A 21,305-nucleotide genomic window follows, 5' to 3' on the forward strand; every position below is an offset into this window, starting at 1 on the left:
CTGTCCTGCTCGGGGTGGGAGACGTATGGCACAGGCCGCCGCTACAGCGCGGACCGTCATTCTGACCGTGGATGACGATCCCGGGGTGTCGCGCGCCGTGGCGCGCGACCTCAGGCGCCGCTACGGCGAGTCGCACCGGATCGTGCGCGCGGAGTCCGGGGATGCCGCGCTGGACGCGCTCAAGGAGCTGAAGCTGCGGGGCGACCAGGTGGCGGTGATCCTCGCCGACTACCGGATGCCGCAGATGAACGGCATCGAGTTCCTGGAACAGGCGCTCGACGTGTACCCCGGCGCACGCAGGGTGCTGCTGACCGCGTACGCGGACACGAACGCGGCGATCGACGCGATCAACGTGATCGATCTGGACCACTATCTGCTCAAGCCGTGGGATCCGCCGGAGGAGAAGCTCTACCCGGTCCTCGACGATCTCCTGGACGCCTGGCGGACCAGCGACTACCGGCCTGTGCCGACCTGCAAGGTGGTCGGGCACCGGTGGTCGGCGCGCTCCTCGGACGTACGGGAGTTCCTGGCCCGCAACCAGGTGCCGTACCGCTGGTACTCGTCCGACACGCCGGAAGGGCAGCGGCTGCTGTCCGCGGCCGGTCAGGACGGGGAGCGGCTGCCGCTGGTGATCACGCCGGACGGTACGCCGCTGATCGAGCCCGCCGACCCGGATCTCGCGGCGCGGGTGGGGCTGGCCACGACGCCGACGTCGGAGTTCTACGACCTCGTCGTCATCGGCGGCGGTCCGGCCGGACTCGGAGCCGCCGTGTACGGCGCGTCCGAGGGGCTGCGGACCGTGCTCGTGGAGCGGTCGGCGACCGGTGGGCAGGCCGGACAGAGCTCCCGCATAGAGAACTACCTCGGCTTCCCGGACGGGGTGTCCGGGGGCCAGCTCACCGACCGGGCGCGCCGGCAGGCGGCGAAGTTCGGCGCCGAGATCCTCACCGCGCGCGAGGTGACCGGCCTCGAGGTCACCGGAGCGTCCCGCACCATCCGCTTCTCGGACGGCTCGGCGATCTCCGCGCACGCGGTGATCCTGGCGACCGGTGTCTCGTACCGGCAGTTGCAGGCGCCCGGCCTGGCCGACCTCACCGGATGCGGCGTCTTCTACGGTTCGGCGCTGACCGAGGCGGCCGCCTGCCAGGGCCATGACGTGTACATCGTGGGCGGGGCGAACTCGGCCGGTCAGGCCGCCATGTACCTGTCGCGCGGCGCGAAGTCGGTCACCCTCCTCGTACGGGGAACGTCGTTGTCCGCCTCGATGTCCCACTATCTGATCCAGCAGATCGAAGAGGCGCCCAACATCACGGTGCGCACCTGCACGGTCGTCGACGCGGCGCACGGCACGGACCATCTGGAGCAGCTCACCCTGCGGGACGTGACGAGCGGGCACACCGAACTCGTCGACGCGCAGTGGATGTTCGTATTCATCGGCGCGGCCCCGCTCACCGACTGGCTGGAGGGAACGGTGCTGCGGGACGGGCGCGGATTCATCCCGGCGGGTCCCGACATGACCATCGACGGGCAGCCGCCCAAGGGCTGGGAGCTGGACCGGCCGCCGTACCACCTGGAGACCAATATTCCCGGCGTGTTCGTGGCCGGGGACGCGCGTGCCGAGTCCGCGAAGCGGGTCGCTTCCGCGGTCGGAGAGGGAGCCATGGCCGTCATGCTCGTCCACCGTTATCTGGAGCAGTCATGAGCGGGCGGCCGATGCCGTGCGACATGGGGGAACTGAGCACGCTGTTCCTGTTCGAGAAGCTGGACGCGGACCAGCTGGGCCGGCTGTGCCGGGAAGGCCGGGTGGAGGAGTTCGACCCGGGTCCCGTCTACATCGAGGGCGATCCGGCCACCTGCTTCTTCGTGCTCCTCGAAGGGACCCTCGTGATGTCGCGCCGGGTCGGGGGCGACGACGTGGAGACCACCCGCAGCTCCCAGCGCGGGGTGTACGCGGGAGCCACCCAGGCCTATGTGAGCAAGCCGGATCAGGCGCGCTACAAGGGCTCCCTCCGCGTCACCGTGCCCTCCCGGTTCTTCATCCTGCCCGCCGAGACCTTCTCCTCGATCATGCGGGACTGGTTCCCCATGGCCGTGCACCTGCTGGAAGGGCTGTTCTACGGCACCCAGAACATCCAGCGGGCCATCGGGCAGCGCGAGCGACTGCTGGCGCTCGGTTCGCTGTCGGCCGGGCTGACGCACGAGCTCAACAATCCGGCCGCGGCGGCGGTCCGGGCCACCTCCGCGCTGCGGGAGCGGGTCGCGAAGATGCGGCAGAAGCTCGGCGCGATCGCCGCGGGCCCCTACAAGCGCCACACTCTGGAAATCCTGGTCGAGATCCAGGAGCGCACCGCCGAGCGGGTCGCCAAGGCCACGCCGCTGAGCCCGCTGGAAGCCTCCGACCGGGAGGACGCGCTCGCCGACTGGCTGGACGACCACGGCATCGCGGGCGGCTGGCAGCTCGCGCCGACGTTCGTGCAGGCGGGGCTCGACACGGACTGGCTGGACCAGGTCGCGGCGGCCGTGGACGAGGAGACGCTCCAGGGCGCGGTCCACTGGCTGAACTACACCGTGGAGACCGAGCTCCTCATGAACGAGATCGAGGACTCCACGACCCGTATCACGCACCTCGTGGACGCGGCCAAGCAGTACTCGCAGCTCGACCGCGCGCCGTATCAGGTCGTCGACGTCCACGAACTCCTGGACAGCACGCTGATGATGCTCTCCGGGAAGATCGGCTCCGGCGTCAAGGTCGTCAAGGAGTTCGACCGTACGCTGCCGAAGATCCCCGCGTATCCGGGCGAGTTGAACCAGGTATGGACGAACCTCATCGACAACGCCGTCTCGGCGATGGACAGCGAGGGGACCCTGACCGTGCGCACCGCGCTCGACCACGACGACCTGCTCGTCGAGTTCCGCGACACCGGTCCTGGGGTACCGCCCGAGATCCGCGACCGCATCTTCGACCCGTTCTTCACCACCAAGCCGGTCGGTGAGGGGACGGGACTCGGTCTGGACATCTCGTTCCGGATTGTTGTCAACAAGCACCACGGGAGTCTTCACGTGCAGTCCGTCCCGGGCGACACCCGTTTCCAGGTACGCCTTCCCCTGACCGCCGCGGACACCGAAACACCCGAGGAGTCTTCATGAGCCTGCCCGCCGGAATCGACCCGAGCGTCCCGCCGAGCGGTCCGGGGTGCGGGGACTGCGACGCCGCCGGCGGCTGGTGGTTCCACCTGCGCCGCTGTGCGCAGTGCGGCCACATCGGCTGCTGCGACGACTCGCCCGCCAAGCACGCCACGGCGCACGCGAAGAGCACCGGGCATCCCATCATCCGCAGTTTCGAACCCGGCGAGGCCTGGTTCTGGAACTTCGACACGTCCGAGCTGTACGAGACCGGCCCGGACCTCGCTCCCCCGCTGAGCCACCCCGAGGACCAGCCGACACCGGGTCCCGCGGGGCGGGTGCCGGCGAACTGGACGAGCGCGCTGGGCTGACCTGGCGGCCCGTACCTTCAGCTCCGTGCCTTCAGCGGACGTCAGCGCACTGAGTGGCCGTACATCTCTCCCAGGGGCTCGGCGAGGAGTTCGACGCGGGCGCCGTCGGGGTCGCGGAAGTAGAGCGACGTGCCGCTCTCCTCCTCGTAGTCGACCCCGGCGGCGTCGAGCCGTTCGCGCAGCCGCTGCCAGGTGGTGGGGTCGACGGAGACGGCCAGGTGGTGCAGTCCACCGAGCACCTCGGCGTAGGGGCCGAGGTCGAGGCCGGGGAAGTCGAAGAAGGCCAGCAGGTTGCCGTTGCCGACGTCGAAGAAGAAGTGGGTGGAACCCTTGTAGTCGCGGTTCTCGATCACCTCGGTGAGCGGGAACTCCAGGATGCCCTGATAGAAGCGGACGGTCCGCTCGACGTCGGCGGAGAGCAGCGCCACGTGGTGCACTCCGCGTGCGGAACTCGCCGGCCGGTCCGAGGCCAGATGCGTGTCGCGGATGCGCGTGCGCTCCGCCTCGATCGCCGCGAGGTCCAGGGGCTCCAGTGCACTCATGGGAAACTCCGTTCGCCATTCAACCACTTTGCCCTCACTCTAGACCTCGCGACCGCACGTGGGCCACTGGTCGGGGACGGCCACGGTGCCTTCGGCCGGTCACCCCCGGGGTGCCGAAGCCGAACCGACGTCACTGGTCACCCGGTCGCCCCTACCGCGTCCTCGCGCCTCGGCTGTCGTGCTGGATCTTGCGTGGGAGATGGGCCACGCGATGCGGAGCCGTCTAGAAGTCGGCATACTCCTGCTGCCCCAGTGCCTTCGCGTGGCGTTCCTCGATCGTGCGCATGATGGAGACGGCGGCCTCCATCTGGAGCAGCCCGCGCTCGGTGGGGCAGATCAGTTTGGCGCGACGGTCCCCGGGGTCCGGGTTTGCGTTCGACGTAACCCAGGCGTTCAAGGTCGTCGACGAGGGAGCCGATGACCTGCTTGTGCTGTCCGGAGACGCGGGCGAGTTCGCTGTGCGAGCGCAGCAAGTTCTTGGCATCGATCACGGTGTGCGCGGCGCTGCCCGCGATCTCCGCGACGGCCGCCGGCCATGCCGCATATGTCGCCGTGGACGCCTCCGGCACCTTCAGCCAGGCCGAGCGGAAGGCCGGACTGCTGCGCAGTCGGCAGGCGGGCATCGTCGTCAGCGACTACGCCACCCTCGTGGTCGAGGCCCTGGCCGACAACGCCGCCCCCGAGTCGGGCGCCGTCTACGCCGCCCTCGACATGCCGTTCGCCGTCCTGGTCGGCCAGATCTCCGCGGCCTGCCAGGCCTAGGGCCTGTCCGGCGGACCATGCCCGGGCCGCGGGGTCCGAACCGGTTGCGCCGCGCGGTGACGTGCTGGTCTCCGGTCTCTCGACGCCGGTCGTAGGGGGCTCGGGCGCCAGGCGACTTCGTGGGCGCCTGCTGACGGACGCTCTCAGTCCGAGCGGTGGCCGGTGGAACGGATTCCGACCGGCAACGTGCTGTCCTGCGCGGCCGGCCGCAGCGAGGTGAGGCGCGCCATCTCCTCCTCCGAGAGGCGCAGCGTGCCGGCCGCCATGTTCTGCGCGAGGTGGTCCGGATCGCCGGTGCCCGGGATCGCCAGCACGTGTGGCCCCTGCTGCAAGGTCCAGGCCAGCCGGACCTGCGCGACGGACACACCGTGCGCGCGGGCGACGGCGCACACCGCCTCGCTGTCCCGGGCGGCCGGACCCGCCTCGCGCCCGGAACCGGCGATCGCGAAGAACGCGACGAAGGCGAGGCCGAGTTCACCGCAGAGCCGCAGAAGAACCCGGTCCTCGCTCAACTCACCGATCCCGTAAGGGTTCTGCACGCAGACGACCGGGGCGATGGCACGGGCCTCGGCCAGCTGCTCGGACGTGACGTTGGAGATACCGAGGTGGCGGATGAGCCGGCATCGCGCAGTTCGGCCAACGCGCCGAAGTGCTCGCCGATCGAGCCCGCCCGCCGACTCGGCGGCACACGCAGGTTCACCGCGTCCAGGTGATCGCGGCCGAGTTGGCGCAGGTTCTCCTCGACCTGGCCGCGCAACTGGTCCGGTGTGGCCCACCACCACCCGCCCGAGGGATCACGGCCCGGCCAGACCTTGGTGGTGATGACCAGATCCTTCGGGTACGGCGCCAGCGCCCGGTTGATCAGCTCGTTCGCGGAGCGCGTCGCCGAGAAGTAGAACGCCGCGGTGTCGATGTGGTTCACGCCGAGCTCGACCGCCCGCCGGAGCACGCCGATCGCCCGTTCGCGGTCGCGCGGCACGCCGCCGTCGAAGGGCGCGGTCCCGGTCAGACGCATCGCGCCGAACCCGACGCGGTTGACGGTCAGGTCACCGAGTCGCCAAGTACCCGTGGCTGACGCGGTGTTCGTCCGTGGACTCATGACATGGATCTCCTCTTGCGGGATGGGCACAAAGAACCGATGGGCGGCGCGGCGCGCTCAGGTCTCTCGGCGGGTGAGCACCTTCGAAGCGGGTCCGCCGGTGCCGGGGCGGGCTGGACCCGGGCATGAAAAAAGCCTCCCCGGCGGATCGGAGTCCGCGCCGAGAAGGCTCATGCGATGGCCAGCATCTTAGCAGTGCGGACAGGGCACCCTCCAGCAGGTCATCGGGTCCCTCCAAAATCTCCCAGGCGGTCGGCGACGACCGGTCAGGACGCCGCGTTCATCACGTCGAGCGCACTCTGCTGGCGGGCGGCGTCCGTGGAGTCGATCGGCCCGGCCCAGTGCAATCCGTACGCGTCGAGGGCGTTGCGGTCGTTGGCGTAGGCGGAGTCGGCCTGCCGCGCGAGGTACGAGGTGTAGGGGCGGTCGGACAACTGGGCGTTGAAGGCGCTCAGACCGCGGACGTAGGCACCCTTGAAGGTCGGCCCGTCGGCCCCGCAGCCGTTCGTCTCACACGGCTCGCGCAGGATTCCGCCGGAGTTCAGCGATGCCGAGGTGGTCGAGGCGTCACCGATCTGGCGGCCGGTGGTCAGCAGGGCCGAGTCCCCCGTCGTGCGGTACAGCTCGGCCAGCCCGCCGAGGAGTACGCCCTGGTTGTACGACCATGCCGTGGACCCGTTGTTGCGACAGGTCGACAGGTCGATGCCGTCGTTGACCAGGTGCGAACTGTTGACCATGCCGGTGCCCTTGAACCACGACCACTCCGCGTTCGCCCGGCCGAGATAGACCGAGTCGGCGCCGATGCGGTTGTGCAGGGCGGCGTTCAGCTCCAGGTAGAGGGAGTTGGCGATGGCGTTCTTGTACGTCTTCGCCGTGCTCCACCACACCCCGCCGCCGCACGTCGAGTCCCAGTACTGCGCCATGTAGTCGGCGTCGGCGCGGGCGGTGTTGAGATAGCGACTGTCGCCGGTCAAGTCGTACGCGGCGACCCAGGCAAGCCCCCACCAGCCCGTGTCGTCGAGGTAGTCGTTGCGGAACTGGCCGCCCTGGGCCCCCAGTTGCCGGTCGTAGGTGTTCGCGATGGCGTACTTATAGCTGGGCATTCCGGTGACGCGGATGTTGTTGATGATCGCGGTCAGGGCGTTGGCGGAGTTCCACCAGCCGGTGGTGTCGAACAGGCCGGTGGAGTTGCTGTACGACTGCATCAGCGCGGTGGCCGCCGCCGTGGGGCGGCTGTACGCGTTCCAGGTGGTACGGGCCCATGCCGTGCAGGCGATCTCGGCCCGGTCCCCCGCCTTGCCGCAGGCCCGCAGCGCACCGACGCCGTTGTTGTTCCAGTCGTCGACGTTGTACAGCAGGGTGCGCCAACCCCCCTGTCCTGAGGGGATGGTGGTGTCGCCGAGCTTGCTGCCCGAGCTCCAGGTGCGGCCGCCGTCGAAGGAGCGGTCGAGCCAGACCTCGTCGGTCGGACTGCCGTTGGTGATCGAGGCCCAGCCCATCGCGTCGGTGTCGTCGAAGTGCAGGGCGAGGGTGCGGGAGTAGATGGTGGCGGTGACCGGCTGGCGATCCCCCGGGGAGAGGGCCGGGTCGCGGCCGTCGCAGTACTTGTTGCAGATCGTCGCCTCGGGGGCGGCGATCGCGACGCCGCCGGTGACCGTGATCAGGAGGGTCAGCGTCGCGACCAGACCGGTCCCGATTCTCCGCACACGTCTTGCCGTTGAGTTCATGTCAGCTCCGTGGACGTGGGGGGTGCGAGCCGTCAGCCCAGACGCCACTGCTGGTTGGCGCCGCCGTTGCAGGTCCACAGCTCAACCTGGGTGCCGTTGACGTTCCCGGCCGGCTTGTCGCCTCCGGTGACATCGAGGCAGAGCCCGGACTGGGTGCCGGTGATGGTGCCGTTTCCGTTGAGGCGCCACTGCTGGTTCGCGCCGCCATTGCAGGTCCAGAGCTGCACTTTCGTGCCGGAGGTGGTCTCGTTGTCGTAAGCGTCCAGGCACTGGGTGCCGTCGTAGAGCCGCAGTTCACCGGCGGCGGTGAGAGTAACGGCCTGGTTGGCGCCGCCGCCGCAGTCCCAGATCTCGATCTTGGTGCCGGGGGTGGTCTGGCCCTCGTATGCGTCGAGGCAGCGGTTGGAAGAGGCTCCGATCAGCGGGTGCGTCGTCCCGACGCTGGTTCCGCTGCCGACGGACACCCGGTACATGACGGAGCCGTGCCCCGGTACGTTGGCCGCTATGCTGCCGGTCGTGCTGCTGATCTGGTGGCTCCAGAGATTGTTGATCCGGTACGACGAAGCGGCCGGCAGGCCCACCGCGGACGCCGACGTCGTGATCGTGGCGGCGCTCGAGTTCTCGTTGAACAGGACGACCGACACATCACCGTTGGCGAGGGGTTTGGTCAGGACGTGCAGACCACCTGCCGAGGAGATCTCGGTACCCTGCTTGCCGAGGGAGTCCTGGTCCACGGCGATGACGTCCTTGTTGCCGTAGAGGGAGAGCGTGGCGGCGGAGGCCTTGCGCAGGTCGGTTCCGGCGATCAGCGGCGCGGCCATCTCGGCCCACAGGCTGAAGTGGGAGCGGTCCTCGGTGAACGACATGCCGTTGCCGACTTCGAGCATGTCCGGGTCGTTCCAGGCGCCGGGCTTGGCGTACGGGGCGAGTTGGACGTTGGCCTTGTAGATCGACACCACCGTGGAGAAGTTGACGTTGATGTCGTCGGTGGTACGCCAACTGTTGCCGACGCCCGCACCCCAGGTCCACACACTGGCGAGGCCCCAGTTGCAGAGGCTGTAGACGATCGGTCGGCCGGTGTTGGCCAAGGCGTCGCGCATGGCGGTGTAACGCTGCTGGTCGGGCACGTTCTGGTGGTTGCAGTTGTCGTACTTCAGATAGTCGACGCCCCAGGAGGCGAAGCTGTTGGCGTCCGTCTGCTCATGGCCGAGGCTGCCCGGGAATCCCTGGCAGGTGGCGGTGCCGGCGCTCTCGTAGATGCCGAGCTTGAGTCCCTTGGAGTGGACGTAGGCGGCGGTGCCGCTGATGCCGTCGGGGAACTTGACGGGGTCGGGTACCAGTTGACCGGCGGAGTTCCGTGCGGAGGTCATCCAGCAGTCGTCGATGTTGACGTACTGGTACCCCGCGTCCTTCAGACCGGAGGAGACGAGATAGTCGGCGGTCTGCTCGACCAGCGCCTCGCTGACATTGCAGCCGAAGGCGTTCCAGTCGTTCCAGCCCATCGGGGGCGTCCGGGCCAGGCCGTTGTCGAGAGCGTGGACGCGCGGGGCCGAGCCCAGCAGGAGCAGGGGCGGGGAGAGCACCAACAGCAGCAGCGCGAGCACCGCTCTCAGGGGTCTCCATGGCCTTGACGGGGCGGTCATGTCTGCGTCTCCTGTTTCGCCGTGGGGGGCCGGACGGATCCAGGCGTCCGGAGCTATGGAAACGTAACCATCGCGAAGATCTCACCACCCCGATCGGACGTCAATGGTCCGTACCACAAAGGATGTTGGGAAGAGACGGAGAACAACTGCCATGACTGCGCGGCCTGTTGACGGACTCTTGCCGCAGTAGCAACGCTTCCATTCGCCGAACGCCTGCGCGTCCCGTGCAGGCAGCGGCGCTCTGCATGGAGGCGTTTCGATGCGCATGAATCTCTCTCGCCGGGCGCTGGTCGGCGGCGGCGTTGCGGCCAAGGCCACGTTGACCGCGACGCCCGCCTCGGCCTAGTCGGCCGGCTCTGCGGGTGGGGCTCAACATCCGAACCGCGCACGGGCGTTGTCATGTGCCGTTGCCGCCTACGCCGCGCTGATGAGACACCTGGGCACTCAGGGCGGCTCCCGCCTGTCGTACAACCAGGGTGTGCCGGTCGGTGTCAACGTCTTCCTCCACAAGGCAACCCGCGACCGCACATATCTGCGCCGGGCCGAGCGGATCGCCGAGGCGGCCTACGCCTACTACGTCACGCAGGGACAGCTGTTCACCCAGCCGGTGTGCTTCAACTCGATCTTCTGCAAAAACCTGCTGATCCCGGAGCCGGTGTCCGGGGCAGCAAGTACCGCCAGGAGATGACTGATTACGCGGACGGAATCTGTTCCACGATGCGCGACCCCGGCACCGCCCTTGTGCACTTCAAGTCGTCCGGCGGCACACAGGCGTTCCAGCAGGCAGGGCCATCTCCTCCCCCGTGCAGCGAAGCCTGACCTCGGCCCCGGAGGAGAGTTCTGCGTCGAGGTCCTCGAAGGCCCGAGCCATCTACCTCCGCCAGTTCCGTCCTGGCGCAGCGTTACCGGAGGCAGCGTGCCGAACACGCCGCCAGCGCCGCGGCTTCGGACCAGGCCTGACCCGCCAGCTCTTCCAGCGCCAGGCGCAGCACGGTCCTCGTGCGCGCGGTCAGAATCTCCTCGGCTTCTTCCTCCTTCCCATCCCAGTCCTCGTTCCACGGGTCTGCCCCGCCGTAGCGTGCTCGCGAGCGCAGGCGCTCCCGCACGCGGTGGGCGACCTCTTCGGGGGCGTCGAGGGCGGTGTCGATGATCAGTAGGTCGTCGGAGAAGGGTTCGGCGGCCAGCAGGGTGGCGGCCTCCGCGAGGAGAGCGGCGCCGGGGGCGACGCAGGGGAAGATTACGGCGAACTGGTTGTCTGTGAGCCGGTCGATGATGCCGGCGGCCAGGCCGGCGACAATCCAGAGGTCGTCCCAGGGCGCGGCCAGGTCCAGTTCGTCGACCACCAGGACGCTGCCGGTCATGTCGACGAACTCCTCGAACTCCGGGCTGAACCGCCCCTCCTCGTCGAACAGCTGCTGCGCCACCAAGGCCAGGAAGGGCTGCTCGTCGGCCATCCGCTCGCGCAGGTTGTCGGCTTTCCAGTACAGGCCGCGTGTGGCCCGCAGGCTCCCGACTGCCTGGTCGCCTGCGATGACCTGGATCTGCCAGATCTGGACACCTTCGTCACCGGGATCGATGAGGCGGTTGAGGTGCCGGAACTCCAGCGACCGTGCGGCCGGATCCGCCTTTGCGCCAGTCGTGGCTGCCTGGTTGATCACCGGTTCCCTCTCGCGCCTACGGCGGTCCGCCAGGCCAGACCAGGAACCCACACCAGCCAGCACGACAGTGGTGAGGTGACGAACCGTTCGGAAACGAGCCATACGGTATCGAGGGCATCGGCCCCAGACCCAACCGCCCAGCGGCCGTGCCAGGCACCATGCCCTGCACGGTTCACGCATCCGGGCCGCAAGCGCGGCGCCTGGCAGTTGACGTGTTGGGCCTGGTGATCGCGGTGGTGGCGTTCGCCGCGTCCGTGCACGACAACGCCGTCGGGATCGCGCTGCTGGACAAGGTCGCCGCCGACACCGACACCGTGGAGAAGGCCTTGGTCGACCAGGGCTTCCAGAACGCGTGATCGACGCACCAGCCGTACGCGAGGCAGGAAGGTTCGCTGGCGATGAAGGCCCCGGTGGACCGTCGGGCGCACCCTAATGCGCCGCTGGTGTCCATCGGGGGTTTCTGCCGCTGAGGGCCAGTGCGCGGTCGAGCACGGATGCGTCTGCGTCTTGGGGTACTTCGTCACCCAGAAGGCCGAGACTGCGCATGCGGGGTGCCTCACGCGAGTATGTCGCGAACGTGGCTTCGGCCAAGGACGCGGGAACGGTGCGCCGTTGTCCGGTGGCTGCTGTCATGTCCCAGGCGTGGACGGTGAAGTCGGCGATCAGGATCCCGCCGAGCGCGGTCGCGGGCATGGGCGGTCCGCCGAGGCCGGCCTCGCCCTCCCACGCTGCCGGTTCGGACCAGGCCCTGGCCGCCGGTTCCGCCGCGCCGGCCAGGAGCAACGCCCACTCGGACTCCGGCCGCCCGGCGAGGAGGGGCACCGGGTTCGCGGTCAGCAGGCTCGGATCCGATGCCTTGCGGGTGCCCACGTCTCTCGTCATCAGCAGCATCATGGCGATGTGATTGACGAGGTCTCTCACCGTCCACGCCGAACACGGCGTCGGGTTGTGATACTGGTCGACCGGTGCACCGCGCACGGCGTCCACGACCAGATCGATGCTCTGCGCCAACCGCTCCACCTTCGTCGCCGGCAGCATGCGGCATCCCTCCTTCGAAGTCGACTGCGACGAACGCGATCACCGCGGTTCGCCCCTCATGCGTAGGGCGTCGTCCTAGTCGATGAAGGCGCTCCACGCGGTGGCGTTGAGGTTGTCGGAGAGGAAGATGTCGGTTCCTCCCAGTCGCTTTTCCCAGGACGGCATGAGTTCGGCCGCGCGAGCGGTGACCGCATCCATCCAGACCTTGATTTCCGCCTGCTTGTTGCTGGCCGGCACCTTGGCGGCGGCCGAGGCTTCCTTCATGTCGACCGTGCGCAGTGCTTCGGAAGCAGCGGCGCGCAGGTCCCGGATGTACTCCCCGTTCGTCGCCACGTCCTCGGGCGTACCGGGCAGGGCCATATGGCCGGTGACGATGGTCTCGTAGTCGTACTCCAGCAACTGGTCCATGGCGTCGAAGTACGCGGGCACATGCGCGGAGAAGTACAGGCGGAAGAACGGCGCGCTCTTCGGGGTGAAGCTGTCCATCGCTCCCATGAGCTTCAGCTCCGGCAGGTGGATGAACAGGTTGCCGGCCTGATGCCAGTCTCCCGTGTAGTCGAGGACGAACCGCACCCCGTCGATGTCCATCTCCTTGCGCCGGCCACTGAAGGTCTCGGTGGGCAGGGGACGCCGGTCGTCGTTCTTGACCTCCTTGATGAACTCGCCGGTGATCTCATGGGAGATGATCTTCAGGCCGTCCCGCTTCAGCAGGTGAGCCGCCCCGATGTGGTCGGCGTGCGCGTGGCTGTAGATGAGGTGGGTGACCGGCTTGGGGGTGACCGACTCGATCGCCTCCAGCAGTTTGTCCCCCAGGAACGGTGAGGCGTCCACGAGGACGACACCGTTCTTCGTCTCCACGAACATCGTGTTGATCATCCCCTGGGTGACGAAGTGGGCACCGCCGCCCAGGTCCTGGACGACATACCCGGACTCCGGGATGTCCGGGCCCAGGGCGAAGTCGGGTACAGGCGCGAACTCGGTCATGGTGATCTCCTTCGGGTGGCCCGCCCCAGGGCTGGGGCGGAGGGGTGTCTCGTGATGGGGTTCCAAGGGGCCGCGTGAGGACTGGCTCGGTCCTGGCCTGCGGCAGCGCGGTCTTCGAGGCGACAGCGGGCCGGTGCAGGACAGCCGCTCCTTTCTCCAGTCCGGCGCAAGGAGGTCCTCTGGCTTCGTCGCGGGAGAAGGTCGCCGCTTTTCAGCCAGCATGGCCTGCTGTGCCTGCGCGCGGACGCTCCAAGGGCGCCCTGCTGAACCTAGGTCTGACTGGTCCACCTTCACCGGCCCGTCACGCCGCTACGGGGAGCACACTGGCCGCATGAACGACAACGGCGAACTGGGGGACTTCCTGCGCTCGCGGCGCGCCCGTCTGCGTCCCGAGGACGCGGGGGCGGCTTTCAGCGGCGGCGCGCGCCGGGTGCCCGGACTGCGCCGCGAGGAAGTCGCACATCTGGCCGGGGTGAGCACGGACTACTACGCCCGCCTCGAACAGGGCCGGCATCCCCACGTCTCCGAGACGGTACTGGAGGCGGTCGCCCGCGCCCTGCGCCTGGACGACACCGAACGCGGCTACCTCTTCGAACTCGCCCGACCCAGGACACCCGGACGCCACCGGAGCAGTCCCGCCCGCGCACCACGCATGAGGCAGCCGATCCACCAGATGCTGGACGTCCTGAACGACGTCTCACCGGCCGTCGTCATCAACCACCGCAGCGACGTCCTGGGCGCCAACCACCTGGCCAGACAGCTGATCACAGACTTCGACGCACTGCCGCACCGCGACCGCAACCTCGCCCGATTCGTACTGCTCCAGCCCGCCGCCCGTGACCTGTACCAGGACTGGGACCGGGTCGCGGAGACCTTCGTCGCCAGTCTGCGCCTGGCCTCCGGACGCCATCCCGACGACCGCCTGCTGAACGAACTCGTCGGGGAGCTGTTCATCAAGGTTCCCGAGTTCTCCACCTGGTGGGCCGGCCACCGCGTGGACCAGTGCGCCCAACGCCTTGTCCACCCCGTGGTCGGCGAACTCACCCTCTCCTACGAAACGCTGGCTCTGCCCGCCGACCCTGACCAGAGCATCGTGCTCTACACCACCGAACCCGGCTCCGCCTCCGCGGAAACACTCCGCCTGCTCGCCAGCTGGACCACACCGACGAACACACCCGAGGCCGCCCCCTCCCAGGCGCCGTACGGCTGATGAGGAACAGGCGGCCGATCAGTGACGAGGACTTGAGGCCATGACGTCCACGCTCATCCAGACTCCCTTCGGAGAAGGGTCGACGGCCGCCGCGGTCATCGAGGGCGTCGACCTTTCCGGCAAGCAGGCGGTCGTCATCGGCGCCGCGTCGGGTCTCGCGCTGAGACCGCCCGTACCCTCGCGAGCGCCGGCGCCTTGGTCACCTTCGCGGTCCGCAGCACGGACGTCGACGAGCGCACCGCGACCGGCATCCGCAAGGCGGCCGGGAACGACGCCGTCCATGTCGGCCCGCTCGACCTCGCCGACAGGGCGTTGATCGCCGCCTTCACGAGCGCCTGGTCCGGGTCCCTGCATGAGCGACTGTTCCGCCCCTTGTCTCTCGGCCGGCCAGACCCACTCATTCAGGTCGCCAGAGGCGAGGCCGCATTCCAGGCCCTCGGCCGAGCCGCGGCAGCAACGGCTCGACCGGCCCAGTGAACGGCATGACACCCCTCCGGGCCAGGGGAGGTCCACGCCCACAGATCGGCAGCACGAACTTCGAACGCCTCGGCTTCACCGCTGACGACTTCACCGGCGGCGGCAGCGACCGCTTGGTCGACGCCCTGGTGGCCTGGGGAACCGACGACGCGATCAGCGACCGCCTGACCGAGTTCCACACCGCCGGCGCCGACCACCTGGCCCTGCAGCTCATCACCGCCGAGGGAGGCGAGACACCGCCGCTCACCCAGTGGCGCCGCCTCGCCGGCGTCAGCGCGAAGCGTGCGTAGCCGCACAGGTGACGACGCCCGAGGCACTCATGACAATCATCCACTGGAGCACGGCATGTCCACACCCGAGCAGAACAAAGAACTCGTTCTGACGGCCTTCGACACACTCTTCGGCAAGCGCGACTACGCGGCCGCGGAGGAGTTCTGGTCCGAGGACTACCTTCAGCACAGCCGGCACATCCCGCCGGGGCGGGAGGGTCTGTTCAACCTCGTTCGCGCCCTGCCCGCCGCCCTGCGCTACGACAACCAGCTCGCCGTCGCCGAGGGCGACTACGTGATGCTCTACGGCAAGTACTCCGGCACCGGCGAGACCGCCCCCGTCGTGGCCGACGTGGCGCGTGTCGAGAACGGCAGACTGGCCGAACACTGGGACGTCTGGGAGGACGAGGCGACCCGCGCCGAGTCCGCAAGCGGCCTCCCGATGTTCGGCGACCGCTTCCCGCACGAACGGGCGAGGTGAGCCGAGATGACCGGCACCAATCGCCAGTTCCGCCTCAAAGCCCGCCCGGCCGGCCCCTTCGAAGACTCCGACTTCGAGCTCGTCCGGACACCCATTCCCGTGCCCGGCGACGGCGAGTTCCTGGTCAAGGTCACACACTTGTCGATCGACCCTGCCATGCGCGGCTGGATGAAAGCAGAGCACGTCACTCCGGTGGACGTCGGAGCGGTCATGCGGGCGATCACGATCGGACAGGTCGTGGACTCCCGCCACCCCGGCTTCACGGAGGGCGACTTCGTCCACGGCACGTTCGGCGTCCGGGAGTTCGCGCTGTCGGACGGAACCGGGGTCCATAAGGTCCACCCCGAGGAGGGCCGGTCGCTCGCGGCGTATCTCGGCGTCCTGGGCATGACCGGCATGACAGCCTACTTCGGGCTCCTCGACGTCGGCCGGCTCGACGCGGGCGACGTGGTGCTCGTATCGGGAGCAGCCGGGGCCGTGGGAAGCGCCGCCGGTCAGATCGCGAGGATCAAGGGCGCGCACGTGATCGGGATCGCGGGCGGCCCCGAGAAGACGCGCATGCTCGTCGACCGGCTCGGGTTCAGCGCCGCCATCGACTACAAGCGGGACGACTTTCTCGACCAGTTGCGCGACCGCACCCCCCGATACGTCGACGTGTTCTTCGACAACGTCGGCGGAGACATCCTCAACCAGGCACTCACCCGCCTCGCCCGCGGCGCGCGAGTCGTCATCAGCGGCGCGATCTCCCAGTACGACAACGCCGATGCGGTCGTGGGACCGAGCAACTACCTGACCCTGCTGTACCGGAGCGCCTCCATGGCAGGCGTCGCCGTTCCCACCTTCGCCGACCGGTATCCCGAGGCCATGGCGCAGATGTCGCACTGGCTCGCCGACGGTCAGCTGACGAGCATCGAGGACACGATGCACGGCGACATCGAGACGTTCCCGGCCACGCTCAGGCGCCTGTTCGTCGGCAAGAACACCGGCAAGCTCGTCCTCGAGCTCGAGCACCAGGCGTGAGCCCACCCCTCTGTCTTTCCGGCGCACCTGCACCAGGTCTGCCGGGACCGCCTCCCTCACCTGTTCAGGTGAGGGAAAACAACCGACCAATGACTAGGACTTGAGGTCATGACAAACACCCAGCACATCCACACCCCCTTCGGAGAAGAGTCGACGGCCGCCGAGGTCATCGAAGGCATCGACCTTTCCGGCAAGCACGCGGTCGTCACCGGCGCCGCCTCGGGTCTCGGCGCCGAGACCGCCCGCGCCCTCGCGGGCGCCGGTGCCTCGGTCACCCTCGCGGTCCGCAACACGGACGCCGGCGAGCGCACCGCCACCGACATCCGCAAGGCCACCGGAAACGACGCCGTCCATGTCGGCCCGCTCGACCTCGCCGACCAGGCGTCGATCGCCGCCTTCACGAACGCCTGGACCGGGCCCCTGCACATCCTCGTCAACAACGCCGGCGTGATGGCACTGCCCACGCTCGAGCGCACACCGGACGGCTGGGAGCTGCAGTTCGCGTCCAACCATCTCGGCCACTTCGCGCTCGCGCTCGGCCTGCACGACGCGCTCGCGGCCGCCGGCAGCGCGCGGATCGTGTCGCTGAGCTCCCGCGGCCACCACGCCTCGCCCGTGGAGTTCGACGACATCAATTTCAACAACCGCGCCTACGACCCGTGGCTCGCCTACGGGCAGTCCAAGACCGCCAACGTTCTCTTCGCGGTCGAGGCGAGCAACCGCTGGGCCACCGACGGGATCACCGCCAACGCCGTCCACCCCGGCGTGATCATGTCGACGAACCTGTCGCGCTACATGGATCCGGACCAGGCCGCACAGCTGCGCGCCGCCGAGGCAGCCGGAGAATTCGGCTCGATCCAGGGCGCACCGTTCCGGTTCAAGACCATCGCCCAAGGCGCCGCGACCAGCGTGCTCGTCGCGACCTCCCCCCAGATGGAGGGCATCGGCGGCCGCTACTTCGAGGACAACAACGAAGCGGAGAAGCTGTCGGCCGACGCCGTGGGATCCGCCCCCGGCGGCGTAGCCCCATACGCGCTCGACCCGGACGCCGCCAAGCACCTGTGGGAACTGTCACTCGCCGCAACAGGCGCATGAGCAGAATCCTCGCCGCGATGCAAAGAACATCTGCCTCCATGCGCGGTCCTGGGAGTCCGCAGAGGAGTCGGCCATCGTCCGGGACCGCGCCGACGAAGGCACAACACCTCGCGGCAGCGGCAGGACGGCTGCCGCAGGTCACACCTGAGCGGAAATTACGGACGCCCTTTGGGAGTCAACTTGAGGGTGCCTCGGAGGAGTTGCGCCCTCGTACGCCCGTCGGGGCACTCCAGCTGGCGAGCATGTTGAGCGTCTCCGCGGAAGCCGAACCAGGTTCCGCGGTGTAGAGGCAGATACTCAGGTCAGGGTCGGCGGGCAGGGCCAGAATCTCGTAGGAGAGGGTGAGTTCGCCGACCACGGGGTGAACAAGGCGCCGGGTGCCGTGGGCGCACTGGTCCACGCGGTGGCCGGCCCACCAGGTGGAGAACTCGGGAACCTTTGTGGACAGCTCCTCGACGAATTCGTTCAGCAGGCGGTCGTCGGGATGGCGTCCGGCAGCCAGACGAAGACTGGCGACGAACGCCTCCGCAACCCGGTCCCAGTCCTGATAGAGGTCACGGGCGGCGGGCTGGAGCAGTACGAATCGGACGAAGTTGCGGTCGCGGTGCGGCAGTGCGTCGAAGTCCGTGATCAGCGCCTTGGCAAGATGATTGACTGCCAGGACGTCGCTGCGGTGGTTGAGGACCAGGGTCGGCGAGACATCGTTGAGGACGTCCAGCATCTGGTGGATCGCCGGACGCACGCGCGGCAGCGGGGCCGGACGGCGCCGTTCCGAGCTGGGGGACTTGGGGCGGGCGAGTTCGAAGAGGTAGCCGCGTTCGGTGTCGTCCAGGCGCAGCGCGCGGGCGACCGCCTCCAGCACCGCCTCCGAGACGTGGGGGTGCCGGCCCTGTTCGAGACGGGCGTAGTAGTCCGTGCTCACCCCGGCCAGGTGCGCGACCTCTTCACGGCGCAGTCCCGGGACCCGGCGCGCACCGCCGCTGAAAGCCGCCCCCGCGTCCTCGGGACGCAGACGGGCCCGGCGCGAGCGCAGGAAGTCACCGAGCTCGTCGCTTTGATCCATGCATCCAGTGATACCACTACAGCGGCGTGACGGACCGGTGAGTGGACCAGCCAGACCTAGGTTCAGCAGGGCGCGCGCGTGGCGTCCGCACGCGTGTCCCGGGCGGGATGCTGGACGCGAACCGGGAGGCAACGCCGCCTCCACAGGTGGACCTCGCCGGCAACGGGCCCTTTCTGAGAAAGGGCCGCGCACGGCCGAGCGGAGCACCCGGTTACCCCTCGTTCCTCACACGAAGCAGATGAATCATGCCCTTTGTGATCTACGTCCTTGGGCTGGGCATCTTCGCCCAGGGCACCTCGGAATTCATGCTCTCCGGCGTGATGCCCTCCATCGCCCAGGACCTCGACATCCCCCTCGCCTCCGCCGGAATGCTGGTGTCCGCCTTCGCCATCGGCATGCTCGTCGGAGCACCGCTGATGAGCCTGGTCACCCTGAGGATGCCGCGCCGTGCCGCGCTGGTCGGCTTCCAGCTCGTCTTCATCGCCGCCCACGTCGGCGCCGCCCTCGTCCCGCACTTCGGATTCCTGCTGGCCATGCGGGTGCTGTCGGCCATGGCGTATGCCGGATTCTGGGCCATGGCCTCGGTCGCGGCCATCTCGCTGGTGGACGCCGACAAGCAGGGCCGGGCCATGGGAGTGGTCGTCTCGGGACTGAGCGTGGCCACGATCATCGGTGTCCCCGGCGGCACCCTGCTCGCACAGCACGCCGGCTGGGAGGCCGCCTTCTGGGCCGTAGCCGCGATGACCGCTCTGTCCACGATCGCACTGCTCATCGCCCTGCCCGGCGGCCGGGACACGACAACGGCACAGCCGCGTCTGACCACGGAACTGCGCTCGCTGATGCAGCCACGGCTCTGGGTCGCCTACGCCACCACCGCACTGACCGTGGCCGCCCAATTCGCGATCTTCTCCTACCTCGGAGCCCTGCTGGAGGACGTCACCGGCCTCAGTACAGGCCTGGTGCCCCTCGTGCTCGGACTCTACGGCGTCGGCGCGTTCATCGGCCTGACCATCGGAGGACGCGTAGCCGACCGCGCCCCCTTCACACTCCTACTGGTGGGCATGGCCGCCTTCATCGTCGCCGCGACAGCACTCACAGTGACCGCACATGTCGCCTGGGTCACGATCGCGCTCGTGGCGCTCCTGGGCGCCGCCAACTTCGGAGTCACGCCCGCAGTCAACGCCAGAGTCTTCTCCATTCTCGGAGAGACCAGGACGCTCGGCGGCGCCGTGAACATAGCCGCCTTCAACGTCGGCATCGCCGTCGCCCCCCTGGCATCCGGCCTCGTGATCAACACGGGACTGGGGCTGGCGGGTACGGCCTGGATCGGCGCGGCCTTCGGGGTCGCCCACATGGGCAGCGTTCTGCTGGACCGCCACCTCACCCGACGCCACGAAGCGGGAACCGAGGAGCCCACAACCGTCTCCGAACTGGAGCACGCTCCCGCTGCCTCCTGACAACTGCAACCGAAACCAGTCTTCGGTGCGGGGTCGTTCCACGCCGGAGGCGTGGGCCTTGCGGTGTCGGATCATCCTGGCCTGCGCGGAGGGTGCCTCGAACATGGACGTGGCGGCTCAACTCGGTTCCACACCGCATGCGGTGGGTCGTTGGCGGGTCAGGTTCGTGCAGTACCGGATTCGCAACGCACTGGTCGACACGGTCGATGGCGAAAGAGATGGGCCTCTCACAGTCGTCGGTGTCACGGATCTGGCGGGCGTTCGGCCTGCAGCCGCACCGGTCCGAGACCTTCGAGCTGTCGACCGATCCGTACTTCGTCGACAAGGTCCACGATGTCGTCGGCCTCTGTCTGGACCCGTCCGAGCGGGCATTGGTGTTCTGTGTGAACGAGAAGTCGCAGATCCAGGCCTTGGACCGGTCCCAGCCGGTGCTGCCGATGATGCCGGGGGTTCCCGAGGCTTGTCGCGCAGTTCCCCGCGCCCCTGGTGCTCCAAGGCTCGCCCCCGGGGACCCGTCGCCGTCCCGCGGGCCGTCGTAAAGCCCCGAGGCAGCCGCCCAACCAACTGACCTTGCGCCCCGCGCATTCCGTCACCCCGAGCACCGCATTTCGCCGGTTGCCCACTGCTGGCGCAGGTCGGTGCGGCAGGAGGGGCGATGCCGGCCGTCCTTGGGCGGGACGAACTCAGGGCGAGGAGAAGGTGCGCTGACAGTCGAGGCCGTCCTACGCCGTTCCGGTGGCCGTTGACCCGTTCCTTGTCCAAGCTGTCCGGTCACGCCGTGACGTTCCTGTTCGCCGTGGCCGTCGCTATGTCCGCCAACGTGGCCGGGGTCCTCACCTCCGAGTCGCCGGCCGGCGTCGTACGTGGGTTTCTCCAGGTCTGCACGCTGTGTGCCCGCTGACCCTGTACTGGATGCACAGGCCGGCGTACGCCCTGGTGACCGCTGAACGTCCGGCAGAGCCTGAGGGGTGAGTCGTACCAGCGGCCACTCGCCCGGACGGCGGGCAAGTCAGCGGTTGTTCCGGTTCGAGTCGCATTCCCAATAGCCCTGGTGCCAGTGGTGGTAACTGTCGTACCAGCCGCTGTGCCACGAGCAGCCCGCGGGAACCGAGACGGTCGTCGTGGCGGGGGCGGCTGCTGCGGCCGTGCCCGCCACTCCGATTGCGGTGCCGCCGGCCAGTAGGAAGCCGGCCGCGACGCAGACGAAGGCGCGCTTGGCGCGATGTGCTCGCATGGCTCTGCTCTTTCTTCCACGTTCTCGCACTGTCCCAGCGCGAGAGGGATGG

The 21,305-nt window shown here is 68.7% G+C and carries 22 protein-coding genes and 3 pseudogenes; 15 read left to right on the forward strand and 10 right to left on the reverse strand.

The annotated features are described in order from the left end of the window. Positions 1–25: 25 nt before the first annotated feature. The 3 genes from ACZ7M3_RS37205 to ACZ7M3_RS37215 are packed head-to-tail and all read left to right on the forward strand — an operon-like array spanning position 26 to position 3,494. Positions 26–1,702, forward strand: coding sequence for an NAD(P)/FAD-dependent oxidoreductase (locus ACZ7M3_RS37205; RefSeq protein ID WP_328759413.1), 1,677 nt, complete (start codon positions 26–28; stop codon positions 1,700–1,702). Continuing rightward, on the forward strand, positions 1,699–3,147 hold the full coding sequence (locus ACZ7M3_RS37210) for an ATP-binding protein (RefSeq protein WP_472069348.1): 1,449 nt from the start codon (positions 1,699–1,701) through the stop codon (positions 3,145–3,147). The genes ACZ7M3_RS37205 and ACZ7M3_RS37210 overlap by 4 nt, the downstream gene beginning before the upstream one ends. Beyond that, the gene (locus tag ACZ7M3_RS37215) at positions 3,144–3,494 is read left to right on the forward strand and encodes a UBP-type zinc finger domain-containing protein (protein WP_351315971.1); all 351 of its coding nucleotides are present in this window, start codon (positions 3,144–3,146) and stop codon (positions 3,492–3,494) included. Before ACZ7M3_RS37210 ends, ACZ7M3_RS37215 begins: the two co-directional genes overlap by 4 nt. Positions 3,495–3,535: 41 nt before the next feature. Here the strand turns inward: ACZ7M3_RS37215 and ACZ7M3_RS37220 are convergent, their stop codons facing one another. Continuing rightward, positions 3,536–4,036, reverse strand: a complete 501-nt coding sequence (locus ACZ7M3_RS37220) for a VOC family protein (RefSeq protein WP_472069350.1) — start codon at positions 4,034–4,036, stop codon at positions 3,536–3,538. A 223-nt stretch (positions 4,037–4,259) separates the two neighbouring features. Then, positions 4,260–4,433 (reverse strand): hypothetical protein, encoded by a 174-nt coding sequence (locus tag ACZ7M3_RS37225; protein ID WP_472069352.1) that lies wholly within the window; start codon positions 4,431–4,433, stop codon positions 4,260–4,262. A gap of 80 nt (positions 4,434–4,513) precedes the next feature. Between ACZ7M3_RS37225 and ACZ7M3_RS37230 the strand changes: the two genes are divergently transcribed. Beyond that, positions 4,514–4,798, forward strand: a complete 285-nt coding sequence (locus tag ACZ7M3_RS37230) for a hypothetical protein (protein WP_472069354.1) — start codon at positions 4,514–4,516, stop codon at positions 4,796–4,798. 143 nt (positions 4,799–4,941) lie between these two features. On the opposite strand, the pseudogene ACZ7M3_RS37235 reads toward ACZ7M3_RS37230, so the two are convergent. From ACZ7M3_RS37235 to ACZ7M3_RS37245, 3 genes and pseudogenes are all read right to left on the reverse strand, one after another. Next, positions 4,942–5,897 (reverse strand): annotated as a pseudogene (locus ACZ7M3_RS37235) (aldo/keto reductase). 266 nt (positions 5,898–6,163) lie between these two features. Then, positions 6,164–7,624, reverse strand: a complete 1,461-nt coding sequence (locus ACZ7M3_RS37240; RefSeq protein WP_472069356.1) for a glycoside hydrolase family 76 protein — start codon at positions 7,622–7,624, stop codon at positions 6,164–6,166. 32 nt (positions 7,625–7,656) lie between these two features. Next, entirely contained in the window at positions 7,657–9,267 is a 1,611-nt protein-coding gene (locus tag ACZ7M3_RS37245; protein WP_472069358.1) for a glycoside hydrolase family 27 protein, read from the reverse strand. 427 nt (positions 9,268–9,694) lie between these two features. On the opposite strand from ACZ7M3_RS37245, the gene ACZ7M3_RS37250 reads away from it, so the two are divergent. Then, positions 9,695–9,955, forward strand: a complete 261-nt coding sequence (locus tag ACZ7M3_RS37250; protein ID WP_472069360.1) for a glycoside hydrolase family 76 protein — start codon at positions 9,695–9,697, stop codon at positions 9,953–9,955. Between the two features lie 214 nt (positions 9,956–10,169). Here ACZ7M3_RS37250 and ACZ7M3_RS37255 read toward each other — a convergent pair whose 3' ends face one another. Continuing rightward, positions 10,170–10,925, reverse strand: a complete 756-nt coding sequence (locus ACZ7M3_RS37255; protein WP_472069362.1) for a hypothetical protein — start codon at positions 10,923–10,925, stop codon at positions 10,170–10,172. A 180-nt stretch (positions 10,926–11,105) separates the two neighbouring features. Between ACZ7M3_RS37255 and ACZ7M3_RS37260 the strand changes: the two are divergent. After that, positions 11,106–11,275: pseudogene (locus tag ACZ7M3_RS37260) on the forward strand (transposase); the annotation flags it as partial. Positions 11,276–11,354: 79 nt separating this feature from the next. Here ACZ7M3_RS37260 and ACZ7M3_RS37265 read toward each other — a convergent pair. Beyond that, positions 11,355–11,963, reverse strand: coding sequence for a TIGR03086 family metal-binding protein (locus tag ACZ7M3_RS37265; protein ID WP_472069364.1), 609 nt, complete (start codon positions 11,961–11,963; stop codon positions 11,355–11,357). A 75-nt stretch (positions 11,964–12,038) separates the two neighbouring features. Beyond that, positions 12,039–12,947, reverse strand: a complete 909-nt coding sequence (locus ACZ7M3_RS37270) for an MBL fold metallo-hydrolase (protein ID WP_472069366.1) — start codon at positions 12,945–12,947, stop codon at positions 12,039–12,041. Between the two features lie 331 nt (positions 12,948–13,278). Here ACZ7M3_RS37270 and ACZ7M3_RS37275 point away from each other — a divergent pair, with 331 nt between their 5' ends. From ACZ7M3_RS37275 to ACZ7M3_RS37300, 6 genes are all read left to right on the forward strand, one after another. Continuing rightward, complete coding sequence (locus tag ACZ7M3_RS37275; RefSeq protein WP_472069368.1) at positions 13,279–14,157, forward strand: helix-turn-helix transcriptional regulator; 879 nt, start codon at positions 13,279–13,281, stop codon at positions 14,155–14,157. Between the two features lie 195 nt (positions 14,158–14,352). Continuing rightward, complete coding sequence (locus ACZ7M3_RS37280; RefSeq protein WP_472069370.1) at positions 14,353–14,634, forward strand: hypothetical protein; 282 nt, start codon at positions 14,353–14,355, stop codon at positions 14,632–14,634. A gap of 5 nt (positions 14,635–14,639) precedes the next feature. Further along, the gene (locus ACZ7M3_RS37285; protein ID WP_472069372.1) at positions 14,640–14,924 is read left to right on the forward strand and encodes a hypothetical protein; all 285 of its coding nucleotides are present in this window, start codon (positions 14,640–14,642) and stop codon (positions 14,922–14,924) included. Between the two features lie 55 nt (positions 14,925–14,979). Continuing rightward, on the forward strand, positions 14,980–15,384 hold the full coding sequence (locus ACZ7M3_RS37290) for a nuclear transport factor 2 family protein (protein ID WP_472069374.1): 405 nt from the start codon (positions 14,980–14,982) through the stop codon (positions 15,382–15,384). A 6-nt stretch (positions 15,385–15,390) separates the two neighbouring features. Then, the gene (locus ACZ7M3_RS37295; RefSeq protein ID WP_472069376.1) at positions 15,391–16,404 is read left to right on the forward strand and encodes an NADP-dependent oxidoreductase; all 1,014 of its coding nucleotides are present in this window, start codon (positions 15,391–15,393) and stop codon (positions 16,402–16,404) included. 108 nt (positions 16,405–16,512) lie between these two features. Then, a complete protein-coding gene (locus tag ACZ7M3_RS37300) occupies positions 16,513–17,499 on the forward strand; it encodes an SDR family NAD(P)-dependent oxidoreductase (RefSeq protein ID WP_472069378.1) in 987 nt (328 codons plus the stop codon). A 175-nt stretch (positions 17,500–17,674) separates the two neighbouring features. Here ACZ7M3_RS37300 and ACZ7M3_RS37305 read toward each other — a convergent pair whose 3' ends face one another. Then, the gene (locus tag ACZ7M3_RS37305) at positions 17,675–18,562 is read right to left on the reverse strand and encodes a helix-turn-helix transcriptional regulator (RefSeq protein ID WP_472069380.1); all 888 of its coding nucleotides are present in this window, start codon (positions 18,560–18,562) and stop codon (positions 17,675–17,677) included. Positions 18,563–18,807: 245 nt separating this feature from the next. Here ACZ7M3_RS37305 and ACZ7M3_RS37310 point away from each other — a divergent pair, with 245 nt between their 5' ends. From ACZ7M3_RS37310 to ACZ7M3_RS37320, 3 genes and pseudogenes are all read left to right on the forward strand, one after another. After that, positions 18,808–20,019 carry a Cmx/CmrA family chloramphenicol efflux MFS transporter gene (locus tag ACZ7M3_RS37310; RefSeq protein ID WP_472069382.1) on the forward strand — a complete coding sequence of 404 codons (1,212 nt, stop codon included), beginning with the start codon at positions 18,808–18,810 and terminating at the stop codon, positions 20,017–20,019. Positions 20,020–20,201: 182 nt separating this feature from the next. Continuing rightward, positions 20,202–20,474, forward strand: a pseudogene (locus tag ACZ7M3_RS37315) (IS630 family transposase); the annotation flags it as partial. Positions 20,475–20,761: 287 nt separating this feature from the next. Further along, positions 20,762–20,920: a hypothetical protein gene (locus ACZ7M3_RS37320; RefSeq protein WP_472069384.1), complete on the forward strand. Its 159-nt coding sequence runs from the start codon at positions 20,762–20,764 to the stop codon at positions 20,918–20,920. 108 nt (positions 20,921–21,028) lie between these two features. Here ACZ7M3_RS37320 and ACZ7M3_RS37325 read toward each other — a convergent pair whose 3' ends face one another. Beyond that, entirely contained in the window at positions 21,029–21,253 is a 225-nt protein-coding gene (locus ACZ7M3_RS37325) for a hypothetical protein (protein ID WP_472069386.1), read from the reverse strand. Positions 21,254–21,305: the final 52 nt, after the last annotated feature.

The sequence above is a fragment of the Streptomyces sp. NPDC111656 genome (assembly GCF_055656965.1).

Bases quoted from the DNA above. Each gene is read 5' to 3' on its own strand.
- ACZ7M3_RS37205 (WP_328759413.1), top strand. From the start codon at position 26: ATGGCACAGGCCGCCGCTACAGCGCGGACCGTCATTCTGACCGTGGAT.
- ACZ7M3_RS37210 (WP_472069348.1), top strand. From the start codon at position 1,699: ATGAGCGGGCGGCCGATGCCGTGCGACATGGGGGAACTGAGCACGCTG.
- ACZ7M3_RS37215 (WP_351315971.1), top strand. From the start codon at position 3,144: ATGAGCCTGCCCGCCGGAATCGACCCGAGCGTCCCGCCGAGCGGTCCG.
- ACZ7M3_RS37220 (WP_472069350.1), bottom strand. From the start codon at position 4,036: ATGAGTGCACTGGAGCCCCTGGACCTCGCGGCGATCGAGGCGGAGCGC.
- ACZ7M3_RS37240 (WP_472069356.1), bottom strand. From the start codon at position 7,624: ATGAACTCAACGGCAAGACGTGTGCGGAGAATCGGGACCGGTCTGGTC.
- ACZ7M3_RS37245 (WP_472069358.1), bottom strand. From the start codon at position 9,267: ATGACCGCCCCGTCAAGGCCATGGAGACCCCTGAGAGCGGTGCTCGCG.
- ACZ7M3_RS37250 (WP_472069360.1), top strand. From the start codon at position 9,695: ATGAGACACCTGGGCACTCAGGGCGGCTCCCGCCTGTCGTACAACCAG.
- ACZ7M3_RS37265 (WP_472069364.1), bottom strand. From the start codon at position 11,963: ATGCTGCCGGCGACGAAGGTGGAGCGGTTGGCGCAGAGCATCGATCTG.
- ACZ7M3_RS37270 (WP_472069366.1), bottom strand. From the start codon at position 12,947: ATGACCGAGTTCGCGCCTGTACCCGACTTCGCCCTGGGCCCGGACATC.
- ACZ7M3_RS37275 (WP_472069368.1), top strand. From the start codon at position 13,279: ATGAACGACAACGGCGAACTGGGGGACTTCCTGCGCTCGCGGCGCGCC.
- ACZ7M3_RS37285 (WP_472069372.1), top strand. From the start codon at position 14,640: ATGACACCCCTCCGGGCCAGGGGAGGTCCACGCCCACAGATCGGCAGC.
- ACZ7M3_RS37290 (WP_472069374.1), top strand. From the start codon at position 14,980: ATGTCCACACCCGAGCAGAACAAAGAACTCGTTCTGACGGCCTTCGAC.
- ACZ7M3_RS37295 (WP_472069376.1), top strand. From the start codon at position 15,391: ATGACCGGCACCAATCGCCAGTTCCGCCTCAAAGCCCGCCCGGCCGGC.
- ACZ7M3_RS37300 (WP_472069378.1), top strand. From the start codon at position 16,513: ATGACAAACACCCAGCACATCCACACCCCCTTCGGAGAAGAGTCGACG.
- ACZ7M3_RS37305 (WP_472069380.1), bottom strand. From the start codon at position 18,562: ATGGATCAAAGCGACGAGCTCGGTGACTTCCTGCGCTCGCGCCGGGCC.
- ACZ7M3_RS37310 (WP_472069382.1), top strand. From the start codon at position 18,808: ATGCCCTTTGTGATCTACGTCCTTGGGCTGGGCATCTTCGCCCAGGGC.
- ACZ7M3_RS37325 (WP_472069386.1), bottom strand. From the start codon at position 21,253: ATGCGAGCACATCGCGCCAAGCGCGCCTTCGTCTGCGTCGCGGCCGGC.